The organism is Flammeovirga pacifica (genome assembly GCF_000807855.2).
GTDB lineage: Bacteria > Bacteroidota > Bacteroidia > Cytophagales > Flammeovirgaceae > Flammeovirga > Flammeovirga pacifica.
Map to the genome: position 1 here is coordinate 2,228,851 of NZ_JRYR02000001.1, position 20,190 is coordinate 2,249,040.

General features: G+C 33.4%; 12 protein-coding genes. 9 read left to right on the forward strand and 3 right to left on the reverse strand.

The window, feature by feature from the left end; genetic code table 11:
• Positions 1-125 precede the first annotated feature (125 nt).
• The 6 genes from mfd (at position 126) to NH26_RS08920 (ending at position 10,892) form a co-directional block, all read left to right on the forward strand.
• Complete coding sequence (gene mfd / locus NH26_RS08895; RefSeq protein WP_084812111.1) at positions 126-3,491, forward strand: transcription-repair coupling factor; 3,366 nt, start codon at positions 126-128, stop codon at positions 3,489-3,491.
• Positions 3,492-3,646: 155 nt separating this feature from the next.
• Positions 3,647-4,876 carry a gliding motility lipoprotein GldJ gene (gene gldJ / locus NH26_RS08900; protein ID WP_044221647.1) on the forward strand — a complete coding sequence of 410 codons (1,230 nt, stop codon included), beginning with the start codon at positions 3,647-3,649 and terminating at the stop codon, positions 4,874-4,876.
• A gap of 228 nt (positions 4,877-5,104) precedes the next feature.
• Positions 5,105-7,396 (forward strand): Tex family protein, encoded by a 2,292-nt coding sequence (locus NH26_RS08905; RefSeq protein WP_044221644.1) that lies wholly within the window; start codon positions 5,105-5,107, stop codon positions 7,394-7,396.
• 62 nt (positions 7,397-7,458) lie between these two features.
• The gene (locus NH26_RS08910; protein WP_044221641.1) at positions 7,459-8,283 is read left to right on the forward strand and encodes a purine-nucleoside phosphorylase; all 825 of its coding nucleotides are present in this window, start codon (positions 7,459-7,461) and stop codon (positions 8,281-8,283) included.
• 132 nt (positions 8,284-8,415) lie between these two features.
• Complete coding sequence (locus NH26_RS08915; protein WP_044221639.1) at positions 8,416-9,339, forward strand: universal stress protein; 924 nt, start codon at positions 8,416-8,418, stop codon at positions 9,337-9,339.
• 236 nt (positions 9,340-9,575) lie between these two features.
• Positions 9,576-10,892 carry an LruC domain-containing protein gene (locus tag NH26_RS08920; RefSeq protein WP_044221636.1) on the forward strand — a complete coding sequence of 439 codons (1,317 nt, stop codon included), beginning with the start codon at positions 9,576-9,578 and terminating at the stop codon, positions 10,890-10,892.
• A gap of 59 nt (positions 10,893-10,951) precedes the next feature.
• On the opposite strand, the gene frr is transcribed toward NH26_RS08920, so the two are convergent.
• Complete coding sequence (gene frr, locus NH26_RS08925; protein ID WP_044221634.1) at positions 10,952-11,515, reverse strand: ribosome recycling factor; 564 nt, start codon at positions 11,513-11,515, stop codon at positions 10,952-10,954.
• A gap of 85 nt (positions 11,516-11,600) precedes the next feature.
• Positions 11,601-12,308: a UMP kinase gene (pyrH, locus tag NH26_RS08930; protein WP_044221631.1), complete on the reverse strand. Its 708-nt coding sequence runs from the start codon at positions 12,306-12,308 to the stop codon at positions 11,601-11,603.
• 132 nt (positions 12,309-12,440) lie between these two features.
• On the opposite strand from pyrH, the gene NH26_RS08935 reads away from it, so the two are divergent.
• Positions 12,441-14,090: a M43 family zinc metalloprotease gene (locus NH26_RS08935; RefSeq protein WP_044221627.1), complete on the forward strand. Its 1,650-nt coding sequence runs from the start codon at positions 12,441-12,443 to the stop codon at positions 14,088-14,090.
• Between the two features lie 69 nt (positions 14,091-14,159).
• On the opposite strand, the gene NH26_RS08940 is transcribed toward NH26_RS08935, so the two are convergent.
• Positions 14,160-15,647 (reverse strand): MFS transporter, encoded by a 1,488-nt coding sequence (locus NH26_RS08940; protein ID WP_044221624.1) that lies wholly within the window; start codon positions 15,645-15,647, stop codon positions 14,160-14,162.
• 253 nt (positions 15,648-15,900) lie between these two features.
• Between NH26_RS08940 and NH26_RS08945 the strand changes: the two genes are divergently transcribed.
• The gene (locus tag NH26_RS08945; protein ID WP_044221621.1) at positions 15,901-18,861 is read left to right on the forward strand and encodes a sensor histidine kinase; all 2,961 of its coding nucleotides are present in this window, start codon (positions 15,901-15,903) and stop codon (positions 18,859-18,861) included.
• A 186-nt stretch (positions 18,862-19,047) separates the two neighbouring features.
• Entirely contained in the window at positions 19,048-19,668 is a 621-nt protein-coding gene (locus NH26_RS08950) for a response regulator transcription factor (RefSeq protein WP_044221618.1), read from the forward strand.
• Positions 19,669-20,190 lie beyond the last annotated feature (522 nt).

Here is a 20,190-nt window from a genome sequence, read left to right on the forward strand (position 1 = left end):
TTAATCCAATCATATTAATGAACAATCAAAGTTAAAAAAAAAGAAATGAGAAAATCATACATTTTCTAAAACAACTCTTCTATTTTTGTCTTTACTGATAGTAATGTTGTTTTTATTTAATTTTCATGGGAGAATCACAAGACCTACATCAAATAGAATTAAAAGATTTAATTAAAGCTTATCAATCGGATAGTACAACTGGAATTTTACTTAATCAATTAAAAACTCCAGGTAGTGCATCTTATTTAAAAGGACTTAGTGGAAGTTTAGATGCCATCATCGCTTCTACGGTTTATAATAAGCTCAAAGGTTGTCATGTCTTCGTGATGCACGACGTTGAAGAGGCTATGTATTTTCTCAACGATTTACAGAACCTCCTTCCTAATAGCGATGTTCTATATTTCCCCTCTTCTTACAAAAGAGCTTTTGAGTTTACAGAAGTTGAAAATGCAAACATCCTGCAAAGGGCAGAAACGCTGAGTACGCTTAATGAAAAGAAAAACAAGGGAGCATTATTAGTTACTCACCCTCCAGCATTAACGGAGAAAGTGATTAACAAAAAATCATTAGTAGAAAACACTTACGTAGCTAGAGTTGGTGAAGACATCGATCAGAATTTTATTCGTGAATTACTTATCGAATATGGTTTTGAACCTACTGATTTTGTGTATGAGGCTGGTCAATTCGCAATTAGAGGCGGTATCATTGATATTTACTCTTTTGCTAACGAATTACCATTCCGTATCGAATTATTTGGTGATGAGATCGAAAGCATTAGAACCTTCGATCCAGTAACACAGTTATCTCAAGAAGATAAAGATGTAGCGCCTATTGTGCCGAATGTACATAATAAGCTGATGCAGGAAGTGAGAGAATCTTTACTCGACTTCCTTCCTGATGCCACTGTGTGGATCAAAGACTATGAATTATTGACAGATACAATCGAGCAATCTTTTGAGAAAGCATCTTCTAAATTTGAAGAAATATTAGAAGTTAGTGGTGGCACACAAGTCATCAACTCTCCTGAAGAATTATTCGAAACAAAGAAAGGGTTTGTCAAGAAGTTGTCTACATTAAATAGAATCCTATTTGGTAATAGAAAAGGCATAAGAAATGCAGAAACCATAACATTTGATGCCAAACCTCAGCCTAGTTTAAATAAAAACTTCCACCTATTAAGCGAAACGTTAGAGAAACAGCAATTAAGTGGTATTAGAAATATTATCGTATCAGATTTACCAAAGCAACTCGAACGTATTCAAACCATTTTTGATGAAATAAAACCCGACCTATTTGTTCAAGAACTAAACTTGAGCTTAAGAGGTGGTTTTATTGATTATCAAATGAATATCGCCTGCTTTACAGACCATCAGATTTTTGAGAGATTCCATGTAGCTAAATCAAAGAAAAAATTCTCCAAATCTAAATCAATGACCTTAAAAGAATTAAGGGAGTTGAAAGCAGGAGATTTTGTGGTACACATGGATCATGGTGTAGGGCGTTTTGCTGGTATGGAAAAAATTAAAGCCGGAGACAAAGAACAAGAAAGTATTCGATTGGTCTACCGTGACAATGATTTACTCTACTTAAGTTTACATGCTCTTCATAAAATATCAAAGTACTCCGGACAAGAAGGAAGGCAACCTACAGTTAGTAAACTAGGATCACCCGAATGGGAAAACAAAAAGAAAAAAGCCAAGAAAAGAGTTAAAGATATTGCAGCAGAACTTATCAGTTTATATGCCAAAAGAAGAGAATCTAAAGGCTATAAATTTGATGAAGACGGCTATTTACAAGCTGAGTTAGAATCATCTTTCCTCTATGAAGATACTCCCGATCAAGCAAAAGCAACGCAAGAAGTGAAAGAGGATATGGAAAAACCTTATCCAATGGATCGTTTAGTTTGTGGTGATGTAGGATTTGGTAAAACAGAAGTGGCTGTTCGTGCTGCTTTTAAAGCCGTTTGTGATAGTAAACAAGTCGCAATCTTGGTTCCTACGACCATTTTAGCCATGCAACATTACAAGACTTTTGTGCAAAGAATGGGAGACTTGCCTTGTAATGTAGATTATATCAATCGATTCAGAACAACGAAACAGATTAAAGAAACCCTCAAAAATGTAAAAGAGGGTAAAGTAGATATATTAATAGGTACTCATCGAATAACAAGTAAAGACGTTCAGTTTAAAGACTTGGGATTGATGATTATCGATGAAGAACAAAAGTTTGGTGTAAAAACGAAGGAGAAGTTGAAAGAAATGAGAGTAAATGTAGATGCTCTAACACTTACTGCTACTCCAATTCCTAGAACTTTACACTTTTCTTTGATGGGAGCTAGAGATTTATCAATAATTGAAACGCCCCCACCCAACCGTCAGCCTGTAACTACAAAGATTTCTACCTACAGTGATGAAATTATCAGAGATGCTGTACATAATGAGATAATGAGAGGTGGACAAGCATTTTTTGTACATAATAGAGTTGCCGATATTGAGCACTTTGCGAATAATATTATGCGATTGGTACCCGATGCCAGAGTCACTTATGCGCATGGACAAATGGACGGTCCTACTTTAGAAAAGATTATGCTTCGCTTTATACAAGGTGAATATGATGTTTTAATTTCTACTAATATCATTGAGTCGGGGTTAGATATTCCAAATGCCAATACCATTATTGTCAATCAAGCACACATGTTTGGCTTATCAGATTTACATCAAATGAGAGGGCGTGTTGGTCGATCAAATAAAAAAGCCTACTGTTATTTATTGACTCCTCCAACGATTGGTTTATCTACAGATGCTAGAAAAAGGTTATCAACATTAGAAGAATTTTCTGATTTAGGCGATGGCTTTAAAGTTGCTATGAGAGACCTTGATATTCGAGGAGCAGGTGATTTACTTGGCGGTGAACAATCAGGATTTATCAATGATCTTGGGTTTGATACTTTCAATCAAATTCTAGAAGAAGCGGTACAAGAAATTAAAGAAACTCAGTTTGCTGATTTATTTAAAGAAGAATTAGCAAACAAATCAGTAAAAGTAAATACGGTAATAGAAACTGATTTTGAAATTTTAATTCCTGACAACTATGTAAGTAGTATTTCAGAAAGATTGAATTTATACATGAGGGCAGATAAGCTCAAAAATGAAAAAGAGTTAGAAAAATTCATCAAAGACCTTCAAGATAGATTTGGTAGTATGCCACAACCGGTAAAAGATCTCTTAGAAACAGTACGTATGAGATGGACCGCCTCTAAGTTAGGCATGGAAAAACTGATCTTAAAAAATGAAAGTTTAAAAGCCTATTTATTAGAACATACACAAGCCGCTTATTATCAATCTGAAGAGTTTGGGAAAATTTTAATCTACGTTCAAACTCACCCTAAAAATTGTCAAATAAAAGAGACCAAAAAGCGTGTAATCATCAATATTGATGGAATAAGCAGTATAAATAACGCATTGCAACTTTTACAAAAATTAGACGAGTAACCACTTTTTTTTCAAAAAAATCTCAATGATCTGTTTTTTGGGTACAATTATTGAATCATGGTTTTCCGTAGACGTTTCATTTACATTTAGAAACGATTTTTAGGAACAACAATTACACCTTATTGGTGTGAAATAAAAATAGAGAATTATATATCATGAGCAAAAAGAATCTTCTTTACTTAGCTTCTGTGTTGATATCCGCACTACTAGTTTCGGGTTGTGCTAAGAGCTCCAAGCCTGACGCGAACAATCCAGGAGGCTACAGTACAATGACTGGTCAAGAGTACAATGGAAAAGCAGACAATACTTTTTCTGTAAGAGATTATAAGGGCATGCCTGAAGTACCTAACATGCGTTACATTGAGGGTGGTCGTTTTGTATTAGGTTCGTACGAGGAAGATTTAATGAAATCTCGTGACAATGTAGAAAGAACTGTATCAGTAGCTTCTTTCTGGATGGATGAAACAGAAGTTGCAAACGTTCACTGGTTAGAATACTTACACTACGTAAGCACTGACTCATCAGTATCAGGTATTTCTTATGAAGAAGCATTGCCAGATACAACAGTTTGGGCAGAGCAATTGGCATTCAATGATCAATACGTAGATCACTACTTACGTTACCCAGGTTTCCGTTTCCACCCAGTTGTTGGTGTGACATGGGCTCAAGCACAAAATTTCTGTGCATGGCGTACTACAGTAGTAAATAAAAACTTAGCCTTACAAAACGGTACTGACGAGGAAGCTGAGGCAGCTGAAAATGGCGAGCCTATTCCATTAGAGTCAGGTGTTGTTCTTCCAGCATTCCGTCTTCCAACAGAAGCAGAATGGGATTACGCAGCACAAGCATTGATCGGTCTTCAAGATATCGACGAAAACTATTCAGAGCGTCGTATTTACCCTTGGTCAGGTCACTCAGTTCGTAACCCTTACGGTGAGCACATGGGTGATATGATGGCAAACTTTAAACGTGGTCGTGGTGACTACGCTGGTATCGGTGGTAAATTAAATGATGGAGCAATGATTACATCATGGATTTATGACAACCCTCCAAACGACTTCGGTCTTTATAACATGGCGGGTAACGTATCAGAGTGGGTAGAAGATATTTACCGTCCTTTATCATATGGTGATATGGATGATTTAAACCCAGTTCGTAAGAATGACTATTTAGATGGTCCTGAACATGGTTATAACTATCAATCATATGGATATGTACGTCAGTACAACACGTTCATCTCGAACTCTATCCGTGTATATAAAGGTGGCTCTTGGAAAGATGTTGCCTATTGGATGGCAGCAGGTACTCGTCGTTTCTTAGATCAAGATTCAGCAACAGCAACTATCGGTTTCCGTTGTGCGATGATTAACCCAGGTGAAAATTAGAATTTACTCCTTTAAGGATTAACATAAAAAACCTCATTTCTTTAAAATAAGAAATGAGGTTTTTTTTATTCCTCAATCCAAACACTTATTTTTGATTGCTTACTGAAAAGCATAATTATACCTATTTTATGTATTTCGGTGCCTTCCGCCGAATCAAACTTTTTTGATATCAGCGACCCGATTCAAACCAAAAATTGGTGATTTTTTAAATAACACTTACCGTTTAAAATGGTGAACATTATACAAAAAGTAGCTCAATTATTGAGCATACCAGAAAGACAAGTAAATGCAACTCTTGAATTGTTGGACGATGGAGCAACAGTTCCATTTATCTCTCGATATAGAAAAGAAGTAACAGGTAGCCTAGATGAAGTACAAGTTGCTGACATCAGAGATAAAGCTCAAGCATTAAGAGAGCTTGAAAAAAGAAGAGAGGCTATTCTTAAAAGTATTGACGATCAAGGTAAACTTACTGATGATCTTAAAAATAAAGTTCTTGCAGCCGAAACAATGTCTGTTTTAGAAGATATTTATCTTCCTTATAAGCCTAAAAGAAAAACTAGAGCAAGTATTGCCAGAGAAAGAGGTCTTGAGCCTTTGGCAGATGTTATACTTTCTCCAGATTTAGGAGCAGATATAGAAGCTGAAGCTAAAAAATACATCAATCCAGAAAAAGAAGTGGAAGATGTAGACAAAGCATTAGCTGGAGCAAGAGATATTATTGCAGAACGCTTAAATGAAGATCAAGAAACTCGTGCAGAAATGCGTGAGCTCTTCATGAAAAAAGGTGCCTTTAAAGCTAGGGTTATTCCAGGTAAAGAAGAAGAAGGTGCAAAATATAAAGACTACTTCGATTGGACAGAATCTGTAGGAAGAGCCCCTTCTCATAGAGTATTAGCCATGAGAAGAGCAGAAAAGGAAATGATTATTTCTCTTGACTGTTCTCCAGAAGAAGAAGAGGCATTATTCCTTTTAGAAGATATACATATTGATAGAAGACTACCTTCTGCAGATCAAATTCAATTGGCTGTAAAAGATGCTTATAAGCGTTTATTAAAGCCATCGATGGAAAGTGAGTCAAGACTTACTTCAAAAAAATCTGCTGATGAAGATGCAATTGGTGTATTTGCTGAAAACTTAAGACAATTACTTCTTTCTGCTCCTTTAGGACAAAAAAGGGTTTTGGCTTTAGACCCTGGTTTTAGAACAGGTTGTAAAGTAGTTTGCTTAGACCGCCAAGGTAAATTATTAGAAGATGGTGTAATCTACCCGAATGAGCCTCAGAAACAAGTCGCTAAGTCGGCTTCTATGATTCAACATTTAGTAGAAAAACACAACATTGAAGCTATTGCTATCGGTAATGGTACTGCAAGTAGAGAAACAGAATCTTTTGCCAGAAACCTTGGTTTAAGTAATGTTCAGATTGTTGTAGTCAATGAAAGTGGTGCATCTATCTATTCTGCTTCTGAAGTAGCTAGAAATGAATTCCCTGATAAAGACGTTACCGTAAGAGGTGCCGTTTCTATTGGTAGACGTTTGATGGACCCTCTTGCAGAATTAGTGAAAATTGATGCTAAATCTATTGGAGTAGGTCAATACCAACACGATGTAGATCAAACCGCTTTAAAAGCTAGTTTAGATGATGTTGTGATGAGCTGTGTAAACGCAGTGGGTGTGGAAGTGAACACTGCCAGTAAAGAACTTCTTTCTTATGTTTCTGGTTTAGGACCAAGCATTGCTAAAAACATTGTTGATTTTAGAAATGAAAACGGGGCATTTACATCAAGAGCTCAATTGAAAAAAGTACCTCGATTAGGACCAAAAGCTTTTGAACAGTGTGCAGGTTTCCTTAGAATTAGAGATGCGAAAAATCCTTTAGATTCAAGTGCTGTTCACCCTGAAAGTTATGATATAGTTAAGAAAATGGCTGAAACTCTTGGCGTAAAAGTCAAAGATTTGATGTCGAATGATAAAATACATAACCAAATTAAATTAGACGATTATGTAACTGATTCTGTTGGTATCCCTACCCTAACCGACATTTTAAAAGAATTAGCAAAACCAGGTCGTGACCCTCGTGAACAATTTGAAGCTTTTGAATTTAAAGAAGGTGTAGAAAAGATTTCTGACTTAACTGTAGGCATGAAATTACCAGGTATTGTTACTAATATCACAAACTTTGGTGCTTTTGTAGATGTCGGGGTACATCAAGATGGATTAGTTCACCTTAGTCAAATGGCTGATCGTTACATTACAGATCCTAATGAAGTAGTTAAGGTACATCAAAAAGTACAAGTTGTTGTAACTGATGTAGATATTGCAAGAAAGAGAATTGCTTTATCTATGAAAGGACTTGATGGAGCAGGTGGTTCTTCACAACAAAGAAAACCACAATCTTCTTCCAATAGAAAACCTCAAGGAGGAGGCAATAACCGTCGTCCTCAACAACAAAAAGAAGAAAATTCAGAAAACTTATCTATGGCTGATAAATTAGCCATGTTAAAAAATAAGTTTAACTAATAAATCATTCACCCACGTCTTAATGGCGTGGGCTTTTTTCATCCTAAAAAAATATTCACTCCATGAGTTCATATAAAGAAAAAGTGGAAGGTTGTGTTCAACAAATCCAAACATTAATTGATGGTTTTCAGCCAGAAGTTGGAATTGTTTTAGGTACAGGTCTTGGCGGATTAGTCGATGAGTTTGACATTAAATATGATCTACCTTATGAGAAGTTGACAAATTTCCCTTTATCAACTGTTGAATCACATAAAGGTCGTTTGATATTCGGATATTTTAAAGGACGAAAAATTGTCGCAATGCAAGGTCGTTTTCATTACTATGAAGGCTATGATATGAAAACAGTCACCTTCCCTATCCGAGTAATGAAACTATTGGGTATAAAAGCATTGGTCATTTCAAATGCTGCAGGAGGTATCAACCCTAGCTTCAATAAAAGTGATTTGATGATACTGAATGACCATATCAACCTCATGCCTGAAAATCCTTTAACAGGACACAATGAAGCCGATTGGGGAGATAGATTCCCTGATATGTTTGAACCATATGATCCTAAATTAAGGGAATTGGCTCAAGAGGTAATCAAAGAACAACAATTACCCGTACATGAGGGTGTTTATGCTTCTGTAACTGGCCCTAACTTAGAAACTAAAGCCGAATATAAATACTTAGGTATTATTGGTGCGGATGTTGTAGGAATGTCAACGGTTCCTGAAGTGATTGTAGCTGTTCACATGAACTTACCTGTATTTGCTGTTTCTGTAGTAACTGATTTATGTTATGAAGGAGCATTAAAACCTGTCGAATTAGCTGAGATATTAGAGAATGCAAAAAATGCAGAACCTCATTTGTCTAAATTAATTGGAGGATTGATACAGAAAGTTTAACAATTTTGTGAATATTTACAAATAAGCATGTAAATTGCGAGAAACCTAATATTCAATTTTAAAGCATTACAGTAAATTAAGAAGTTCATCACCTATAATTCTTCTTTACTACTTATACCATAATCGTAAATCATGGATAAGACACAGACGGCACTTTTACCGCTAGACCTTACATATATTGATGATGCAATCATCAGTTATTCACTTAAAGCATCTCCTTTGTCTCAAGTGAAAAAGATTATCTTAATGCATGTGCTAAAAGATAATACTGAAAAAGACGAAGTAGAATACAAAGGAAAATTGCTATCACGTCATGATATGGCAGAAGCTAAAATGCGTGATCTAGTTGAAAAACATAAAGATTTAAACGATAGAAATATCGTTTTCGAAATTCATGTATCAGCTTCCAATGATCCTACATCAAAAATTCTTAAGTACTCCAAAAAGAAAAAAGTAGAGTTAATAATTGCAGGTAAGAAAAATATTGCTGAAGGTAGTGGTACTATTGCCCGACTTTTAACAAGATATGCTTTCTGTACTGTTCTCACTGTTTCTGAGAATCCTCAAGTTCCTATCAAAAAAGCTATTATTCCAATAGATTTTTCTGAAATGTCTAAAAGAGCAATGTCTGAAGGAATTGATGTGGCTAAGAAAAATAACATGGAATTAGTCATTCTTCATGTTTATGCGCTTCCAACTGGATATACCGCTTCAGGAAAAACACCTCAAGAATATGCTTCGGTACTTCAATTACATGCTGAGAAAAGATGTAAGAATTTCTTGAAACAATTTGACTTAGATGGTGTAAAATACAAAGAAAGGTTACATTTTGATTTGTATGGAAACAATGAAGCTAAAATTATTTCAAATATTTCTTTAGTGGAAGATGCTGACCTGATTGTTATGGGTTCAAGAGGACGATCAGCGCTAGCTGCTACATTTATAGGTAGTACTACGGAAAGCTTGATGAAACAACATAATACAACAGTTTCTACTTTAGTTGTTAAAGATAGAGTTAGAAACTTAGGCCTATTTGGTGCATTATTAGAAATGTAATAATAAAAGAGCATTGTGAGTAATATATAAACACAATGCTCTTTATATAATCCAATAAATTAATAATATCTTTTCATTAGGATATTATTTTTTTTATTTATACCCTTTTTTTCTTACATACCATTTAAAAAACAAATATTTGTAAAACTAATTCAAAAATATCTGTGTTGGGAAATTAGAAAAACCTTACGCATTATTTATAAACCGATGCCCGAAAATTATTAACCTAATAACCCATGATGAAATTTAGAATCTCAACTCTTTTATTCTTTTCTGTTTTCATATTTTTTGGAACTAGCTGTACCGAAACTATAGATGGCGGGGATACTCCTGATAACCAAAATTCTGGAGACACAGAAACTAGTTTCAGTGAAACGTCAATTCCAGAAGGATTTACATTTAAAACATCACAAGAATTAGTTTTACATGCTGATTTTGAAGGTATAGACGAGCAAGTATTATATGAATACATGTATGTTCTACCAAGCGGCGAAACAAGACATGTAGGTAAAATGATTAGTAACGATCAATCTTCTATGTCTTATGATATCAGATTACCAATTCATGTAAAAAATATACATGTTATAGCAAGAACATCTAATGGTGCTTATAAAATGCAAACAGGTATTACTGGTAATAATGTCTATGTCAACTTCAATTCTGAATCACCTACTTATTCTGACGCTAATTCTAATCAACGTGCAGCCGCTGTTGCTACTACAGATACAGATAACGATGGTGTAATAGATTCGAATGATGCTTACCCTAATGATGCTAACAAAGCATTTGATTCATACTACCCTGCCTATGATACAAAAGCTTCTTATGCATTTGAAGATTTATATCCCAACAAAGGAGATTATGATTTTAATGATGTTATAGTTGATTATAACTACCACTTCATTAGCAATGCAGCAGGAAATGTTGTTGAAATTATTATTGATTGTAATGGAGTACAAGTAGAGGCCGGTTTAGTTCACGGAGCAGCTATTGTTACACCATACCCTGAATCATATATATCAAGTGTAAGTGGTTATTACACCACAAATACTGTAGTAAATTTACATTCGAATGGATATGAAACTGGAAACGATCCTAATAACGCAGTAATATTATTATTTGATAATATGAATGATAGACTACAAGGTACATCTGGAGACATTACCATGACAGATGATATAGTTGTAACCATTGAATTATCTACTCCTGCAGATCCAAATGTACATTGGAACTTCAATCCGTTCATTTTCAGAACAAGTGATAGGTCAAAAGAAGTACATTTAGCGGGTCAAGATTACACAGACCATTTTGATACAGATTTACTTAATAGAAATGATGCTGACAATGGTTTCACAAACGATAGTAATCATCCTTGGGCTTTAGATATTCCTGAAGTATTTGAACCACCATTAGAAGGAATCGATATTACAAATGCCTATTTAAATTTCCAAGCATTTGCAGAATCAGGTGGAGCAACAAATACAGACTGGTATTTAGATGTTGACGGTTATAGAAACGACAGTGATATTTCAAACAGTGTAAACCTAGAATAAAAAAAACACCCATTCATAAATAATGAATGGGTGTTTTTTTTTTAGAAAATTTTCATTGACTATACAGTCATGATATCTTTTTCTTTATTTACAAAGATTTCATCAATCTTCTTAGTATAAGCATTGATTAAATCTTGTACAGAACCCTCAGCATCTTTAACAGCATCTTCAGAAGCACCGTCTTTTAATAGCTTTTTCAAGCCATCGTTAGTGTCCTTACGAGCATTTCTAAGACTGATTTTTCCTTTTTCAATTTCGCCTTTTACTTTCTTTACAAGCTCACGTCTTCTGTCCTCAGTTAATGGAGGCATGTTAATTCTAACTTGCTCACCATCGTTTACAGGATTAACACCAAGATCAGAATCACGAATAGATTTTTCGATTATAGCAAGCATATTTTTCTCCCATGGCTTGATCACTACTGAATAAGCATCAGGAGTAGAAGTAGAAGCCACTTGACTGATAGGAGTTGGAGAACCATAGTAATCTACAGTTAAACCGTCTAACATAGATGCAGAAGCTTTACCAGCTCGAATTTTAGACAATTCATATTCAGTGTGCTTGATTGCATTGTCCATCATTTCTTTAGCATCTTCAAGATACATTCCTATTTCTTCTTCCATTTTTTTATTTTTTTGATTAAAGATTAATCTGTTATTCAAATATAATGTGCATAGTGAAGATATCACTATGTTTAAGGTCTTTTAATTATAAGGAAACAATTGTTCCTACATCTTCTCCAGACATTAATTGATATAAATTATTTGGTTTATTCATATCAAAAACTACGATTGGTAAATCATTTTCTTTACATAGCGTAAATGCTGTAAGGTCCATGATTTTCAAATTTTTGCTTAATGCTTCATCAAACGTTAATTCGTCAATTTTAGTAGCAGTAGGATCTTTTTCTGGATCGGCTGTATAAATACCATCCACACGAGTACCTTTTAATACTACATCAGCATCAATTTCAATTGCTCTTAAAGAAGCTGCAGAATCTGTGGTAAAATAAGGATTACCTGTTCCAGCACCAAAAATAACTACACGTCCTTTTTCTAAATGGCGTACAGCTCTTCTTCTTATAAATGGTTCACAAACTTGATCCATTTGTATACCAGACATCAATCTTGTATATACCCCTTCGCCTTCTAAAGCACTTTGTAGGGCCATACCGTTGATTACTGTAGCTAACATTCCCATGTGATCACCTTGTACTCGATCGATACCCATTCTCCCAGCTTGCATGCCACGGAAAATGTTACCAGCACCAATTACAATGGCAACTTCCACTTTTTCGTCTACTACTTTTTTAATCTCTTTTGCGTATTGTTCCAGACGTGAAGGATCAATACCGTATTGTTGCTCGCCCATCAAGGCTTCACCACTTAATTTCAGCAGTACTCTGTTATATTTCATATATGGCTAATTGAAGTTTTGCAAATATATAAAAGTCAAAGAAATGATGGAATAAAATGTGTACTATATCTAAAAACTTATCATATTGCAATACAGAAATATAGCATTTTTTAATTGATTTAACGTTGAGATATGTTATCAAAAAATAAATTCATACTGACAATCATTGTCATTTTACTTCAAATTAACTTTAGTACGGCTCAAGAAAAGACCACATTTAGACGTTGTGGTAATTACTTAGCCAATCCTAATCATGACCCTGCTTTACCTAAGATTGCCTCTGCATTGAGATATCAAAATGTGAGTAGAACAGAGAAATCTAATCTACCTGCAATTGTTCATGTTATTTATACCAATCCTAATTATTCAATTGGTGTAGGTAATAATATAAGTTATGAGCAAATCGCTTCACAGTTTATGGCTTCTAATATTGATCTTATCAAAAAAAATAAAAATAGATCACAAACTTTAGAAGAATTTATTTGGGATGCATCTAGTTTAGATGTTGAAATCAAAAGAGCATTGTACGATCCTAATGGTAACGTACTTAACGAAGAAGGAGTTCATCGTTTTTATCGAGACCCTGGTGCTAAAGGATACTTTTCTACTTCTGAAGTTGAAACTATCATTGCAAATAATATTTGGGATCCTACAAAATACTTAAACATATGGGTAACCGCTTTACCGGATGGTTACTTAGGTTATGCATTTTTTCCTAATATCCTTTCTTTAAGTGGACTAGATGAAGTAAATACATCTGAAATTGCTACTAGTGAAAAAGATGGTGTTGTCATAGATTACCGTTATTTTGGTGCAGATGGTATAGATGAATTTAATGGTAGATATTCTATGAATAAACCTTATCATCTTGGAAGAACATTAACGCACGAGTTAGGCCATTATTTAGGAATTTTACATCCTTGGGGAGTAGGTAGTGCAAGTGCTAATTGTTCTAAAACTGATTATTGTGATGATACCCCCAAAGTAAGTGGCACCCATCAAGACCCTGAAAATTTCAGTTATTGTGATGAGAATAGTGAGTTTCACACAAAGTATTTATGCGATACAGCCAATTATTCTTCAGCTCAGTACCAAAACTTCATGGATTATACTAATGATTCTTGTATGACGATGTTTACTTTTGATCAAAAAGCAAGAGTAGATACCGTATTAGTTGCTGCAGTTTCTAGAAGTACATTAAATGCCAACGCTCCTAATGCAGAAGTTCATATTGATGATAATGACGTTATTGCAGGAAGTGATGGTGTAAATAAAATAGTATGGACAGTACCATCTGAAGGTACACAAGAAATTACAGGTTATATTCTAGAAAGGTCTGTTGATGATCAAGGATTTAATTATGTTAGTCCTATTTTGGCTTCTACTACAAGAAGCTATTCAGACTTTCTACCTAGTTTAGAATACTTAAATAAAAAAGTATCTTACAGGGTGTATGCAGTCAATAAAAATGGTTTTTCAAGAGAATCTAATATAATAGTTATAGAAGGAGGCATTGTTGGAATAAAACCTATTAAAAAAGCCTCGTTTGTTGTATATCCTAACCCCACAAAAGGAGTTTTCACGATGGATATAACAGACTTTGTTAGTGCATCTGCAGTGATAGAGATTTATAATACCTCTGGTAGTTTAGTAAAATCTATAAACCTTGACAAAGGATTACAATCTATCGAAATACATTTAGACAATATGCCTAACGGCACTTACTTTATTCGATTAAGTAGTGATTTAGGAGTTTTTAATCAGAGAATAATCAAACAATAGAAATTATCTGATGTAACAAAAAAGGGAAGTAACCGAAATTACTTCCCTTTTTTGATGTTATACTATATATTAATGATGACCTCCGCCTGTATTTGCTGAAGTGGCATTATCATTCCCCTTCTTTTCTCTTACAGTCAACCATAAAATAGTTGAAACAAGTAATGTTATTGTACAAATAAGGAATAGTATACCTTTATCGTCATATGAATTAACTAGTTGCCCAATTTTAAAACTGGAAACTAACTGGGGAGCAACAACAGACAAATTAAAGATGCCCATGTATAATCCCATTTTTGATTTATCCACTCTTTCAGACATGATGGCAAATGAAATTGAAATAATTGAAGCCCAACCTACTCCAATCACAACCATAAAGAAATACAGCAAGTATTCACTATCTTTTCCTACTAAACTATAAACTCCAAAATACCCTAATGTCATTATTGCTAAAGAAATCGTATGAGTTTTTACCTGACCTATTTTTTTAACTAGTGGATTGATGATTAAGGACGGAAAAATTGCCCCTACAAGGTTTAACACTAGAAAAGATACAGCTACAATTTTACCAATATTATTTTTTAATACTTCTGCTACTTCCTGGTCCATTTCAAAGCCCATTACATTAACTTTTGCAAAAGCCAACATATAAACAAACATTGATTGAACACCTATCCAAGTAAACGAATGTGCAAATAATATTTTTTGAAATTCAAGCTTGTCTTTTTCAACATTTCTAGAAGCTAATATTACTTGAATTCCTGCTACGAGAGTAATTACCAAACACCCTATCTCAATATAAATATTGGATGGAGGTAAGTCTAATACTTTTGCTACAATAACATAAAAAGCATAAATCAGGAATCCATAGAGTGGCTTAATCACATCCATAATTTCTAAGAAAGATGCTTTAGATTGTTCTTCTCCATCATTCGTAGAAGTTAATTTTTTGGGTTCTTCAATAAAGAATAATGGAAAAACAGAAAATGCAAACACTATAAAAATACCAGAATAAATTAACACATAGTTGTCAAAAAATGCACCTATAGCATATGCTAAAACACCAAATGTACCGGAGATTGTTTGCATCCAAGTATATCCATTTGTTCTTTTTTCTCCTTCTGGAGTAACGTCAGCAATGATTGATCTTGTAGGGTTAAAACTTACATTTATGGCTAAATCAAATGTTAAAGCGATAGCAATAGCGATACCAACAGTAGCACCTTCCTGCCCCAATGCCTTACCAATTATATCCATATTAGGAATTGCTAGTAACATGATTGATGTCAAAACACCTCCTATTAAAATGAAAGGCCTTCTTCGCCCTCCCCAAAACCATACTTTATCAGATAATAATCCTGCTATTGGTTGTGCTATTATTCCTGCTAATGGGCCTGCTGCCCAAACAATACCAATTTCTTCAAGGTGAAATCCATATTTCTCACTTAGAATCCAACTCAAAGCAGAAATTTGGATAGAAAGTGCAAACCCCATAGCAGTAGCGGGTAAACTTAAGATAGTATAAAATGAGGACTTTAGTTTCTTTTGAATTTCCAGCATACTTATAGTGATTTAATCGTTTATTTCATTTTCATTTTTAACTTTATAATTCGCTTGATTTCTTAGAAAATCATTACTCTACTTGATCAAAAGATAGTAGCAATTTTTTAAATTTTAAATCAAGACACAGACAAATATATACGAGTTAAGGTATGATTTAGGTGATTTTTAGCACTTAATAAATTTTAAATCAATAAATTTATTCCTCAACGGGTTGCAGACTTAATGTTCTACAAAAAAAAATGTTGGTAGCATGCCAAATAAATATAAATTTCACTTCTTACTTCTTTCACTTCTAATTACTTATCAAGTTTTTGGACAAAAACCTAATGTGCACCATTGGACGACAAAAGATGGACTTCCTCATAACTTTCTTTACCATATGATCGAAAAGGATAATAAGATATGGATAGGTACAGATGATGGAATGAGCGTATTTAATGGTAAGACTTTCAAAACTTATAGTACAAAAGATGGTCTACAATCACCTTATGTGATAGGCTTTAATACTACACCTTCGGATTCGTTATATATTTTTACGTGGAAAGGCGGAATACATGTTTTGAATCAAGAAAACGACAGTATTTTTACTTACCCTCACCTTCAGAATGTCGGTGCTAATAAACTTCACCGAGGAATTGTTCACAATACTAATATCTATGGATGGCAATGGAATATTGGCTATTATATAGATGATATAACAAGGAAAGGATATGAACTAAAACCTTATTCAAAACAAAAAAATGGAAGGAAGGAATTATTCCTTGCAGTAAATAAAAAACTACCTAGTTATTTAATTCCAACCAACTACCATTCTCCGATAAGTTTTGGGTGCTACAAAGACAAAGTGTTGGTGATGGGAATGAGTACTCAAGGATTAAGGTTGATAGAAGGTACTAAAATAAAGGGGGATTTATTTAAAAAGACATTAGGCAAAGAATATATTTCTTGTATTAAAGAAACATATGATGGAGGGTTATTAGTTGGTTGTAAAGGGAAAATTTTAAAATTATCTGAAAAGGGAAAATTATTAGAGACCTACCCCGTAGAAAAAGATAGTTTTGTCTCAAATCTTTATGGGTTAAAAAATGGAGATATAGTATGTTCCACAAATAAATCTCTTAATCATCAAGTGGGTGTCTATATTGATAAGTCTACTAAAAAAAGTATCAACTTAGATAAATATGTAGAATCTAAATCTTCGAACTCTTCTATTTTTGTCGATTCAAGTGATAGAATTTGGATTGGTACTCAGGGTGATGGATTATTTATGGTGAATAATATTGATTTTAAATTCATAGGTATTGAGGATCTCTCCATTCCACATATATTATCTATCAATCAAAAAAATGATTCTATTCTAATGTTTTCTACGACCAACCAAGTCATAGAATACAACATGAATACTGATCATCTTTTTGAAAAATTAAGCAACATCAGAGCTATTATTAATAAGATAAATAACCGTACATTATATAGTTATTCTAGAGGGTCATACTTTGAAAATAAGGATTCTATCAATATAGGTTACAGTAAATATGAAGGAGAGAACTATAGTGGTTTGTGGTTTAGTGAAGAAGATACTATTAAAGTTTTTGATAAGTCATTTAATCTAAAAAGAGCATTTCATAAGTTCCCTGAAGGAAAAATAACACAACCTAAAATTGTTAAAGCGATTGTTTCTGATTCTATTTTATGGGTAGCTACAAAAGGTGCTTTAAGTCTTTATGAACATGATGACAATACTAAACTTACCAAAAAGAAGGTTTGGGTAGATGAATTTGCCTCAGGGGAAAGAATACAAGACATCTTATTAGACAAACCCAATAATTGTATTTGGATTGCAACCAATTATAATTTACACTCTCTCCAATTAAATGATGTATTTAATCGTACTATTAAGGTTTTTGATGGTATGGAAAATGTGAGGTGCACAAAAATATTTAAAGATCATTTCAGTCAACTATGGGTAGGAACATCTGAAGGCTTAAGTTTGATATCAGATAATAAGTTGATTCGAAAATACAATATCTCGTCTGGTTTAATCAGTAACTACATCACAACTATTTTTGAAACGTCAAATAATACCATTTGGATCGGTACCTATCAGGGTATAATGTCTATACCAAATAGACAAAGAAGTACTCCTATTCCTCCGCCTATTATAAAATTTACAGAAGAGGTCTATTATTCACATAGTAAATTCAATAGTATCAAGATTCCAATGGAAGCAGATGTATTAGAAGAAATGGAATCACTAGTATTACAATACAAACTTAGTGAGTCTGGAGATTGGATTGATTTTCAATATACTGAACTTTTAAACATTACGAATAATACGCCAGGAGAATACAAATTATATATAAGAGGTAAAACCATTGGTTCAAATTGGAGTAAAGCAGACGAAGCTACCTTAATTATAAAAGGATATTTTTGGGAACACCTCCTTTTCAAAATTGGAGTAATGGTACTTTTAATAATTGGTATCTCTTACTACTCTTACCTCAGAATTAAAACTGAAAAAGGAAAATCTGATGAATTACAAGAAATTTTAGATTCTAAAAATAAAGCAGAAAAGAAACTACAAATAGTAAGAAAAGAAATTGCCCAAGACTTTCATGATGAAATGGGTAATAAACTTGCATCAATTACGGTTCTAGCTGATTTAGCATCTATGAAATTAAAAGGGAAAGATAAGGATACAGAGAAAATTTTAAATAGAATTGAATCTCAATCTAAATCGCTTTACAATGGAACAAGAGACTTTATATGGTCTATTGATGCTAAAAATGATGTATTAGGAATTGTCTTTGACCACATCAAAGACTTTGGTGATGAATTCTTTGAGGATCTACAAATTAGGTTTCACGCTAAAAAAGATGTTCATCAAAAAATTGAAAAACAAATATTACCCCACTCATGGAGTTTACAAATGATTTTCATTTTTAAAGAAGCGATGACTAACATTGCCAAATATGCTCATCCAGAACATGTTCATTTTTCTCTTATTCAAGATGATAATATTATAAAAATTAGTATCACTGATGATGGAAAAGGTTTTGACATTGAAAACGTTAATTTGGGAAATGGCATCAAAAACATGAAATCAAGAATAAAAAAAATGAAAAATAGTGTGTTAGACATAGACTCCCAAGAAGGCATAGGGACCACAGTATCAATTACTTTTAGTCACAACCTAACCTCCCTACCCTAAAAACTACCCTTATGGGTAGTACGTCATATTGTTAAAACGAGTACTTTTGAAGTAATGAATCGTTAAGCAGTACAAATCCGGACTATAACCCTCAACTGAGTTGGGGAACTCATTCTTATTGTTGAAATTCAAAGAAGAGGTGACAATTATAATTGAATCATCTCTTTTTTTTTTGTACCTAGCATTATGAAGAAGATTATCATCGTAGAAGATAATAAGGATGTTCAAGAAGCATTTCAATTACTTATAGAGACTCAAACTTCTAATTATGAAGTGGTGAATGCCTATGGTACCTGTGAAGATGCTATCAATAACCTTGAAGTAGACTTACCCGACATTGTTCTTATGGATATCGATTTACCAGGAATGAATGGTATTGAAGGTACACGAAATATAAGACAAACCTTACCTAGAACAGATATTTTGATTATTTCAGTACATGAAAATAGTCAATACGTATTTGACGCTCTCTGCGCCGGTGCTACTGGCTATATTACTAAAAACAGTAATCATACTCAATTATTAAGAGCATTAGATGAGGTTTCTGCTGGAGGTGCTCCTATGAGTACTCAAATTGCGAAATTAGTGGTTAAATCTTTTAGACGAGAAAGTGAATCACCCCTTACAAATCGAGAAACAGATGTCTTAAATTTATTAGCTGAAGGTAAATCATATATGGATATAGCCGATCAGATTTCTGTTTCAAAAGATACCGTTAAATTTCATATCAAAAATATCTATCTTAAGCTTCAAGTTTCCAACAAAATTGAAGCTGTTACAAAAGCAAAAAGTGAAGGTTTTATTTAAACCAAAAAAAATAAAGCAATAAAAAAAGTCTAGAGTTTCGATTCTAGACTTTTTTTAACTTGTAGTAAATCAAATTACTTAGCTGCGAATTCAGCTTTGATTGCTTCAACATCAACTTTTTTGATTACTGGCTTAGCGCTTAAACGTTGGATAGTTGTAACACGCTGAAGTGCGATCGTCTTGTTTCTTCTAGACTTTCTAATAAGTTTTGTATATCCCATGATTATATTTTATTAAAATCAATTACAATATTAAGGTCACAATCCTTGAATTATGAGCGTGCAAATTTAAGTTATATCTATTTATTCTTCAAGTTTTTTTTAAACTGATATTAAAAATGATGTTCTTTTTTTTATTAATTGATCTAAATAGACACTGTAAATCAACATTTTCTTTAATTTTAATATTTGTTATTCTACTTTTTTCTAATATTTTGGTATCAGAAAACATGAAAAATACTTTCTATTTTTTAGTACTTGAGAACCAAATACGACTATCAAATAGGCTAGTAGAAAATTATAA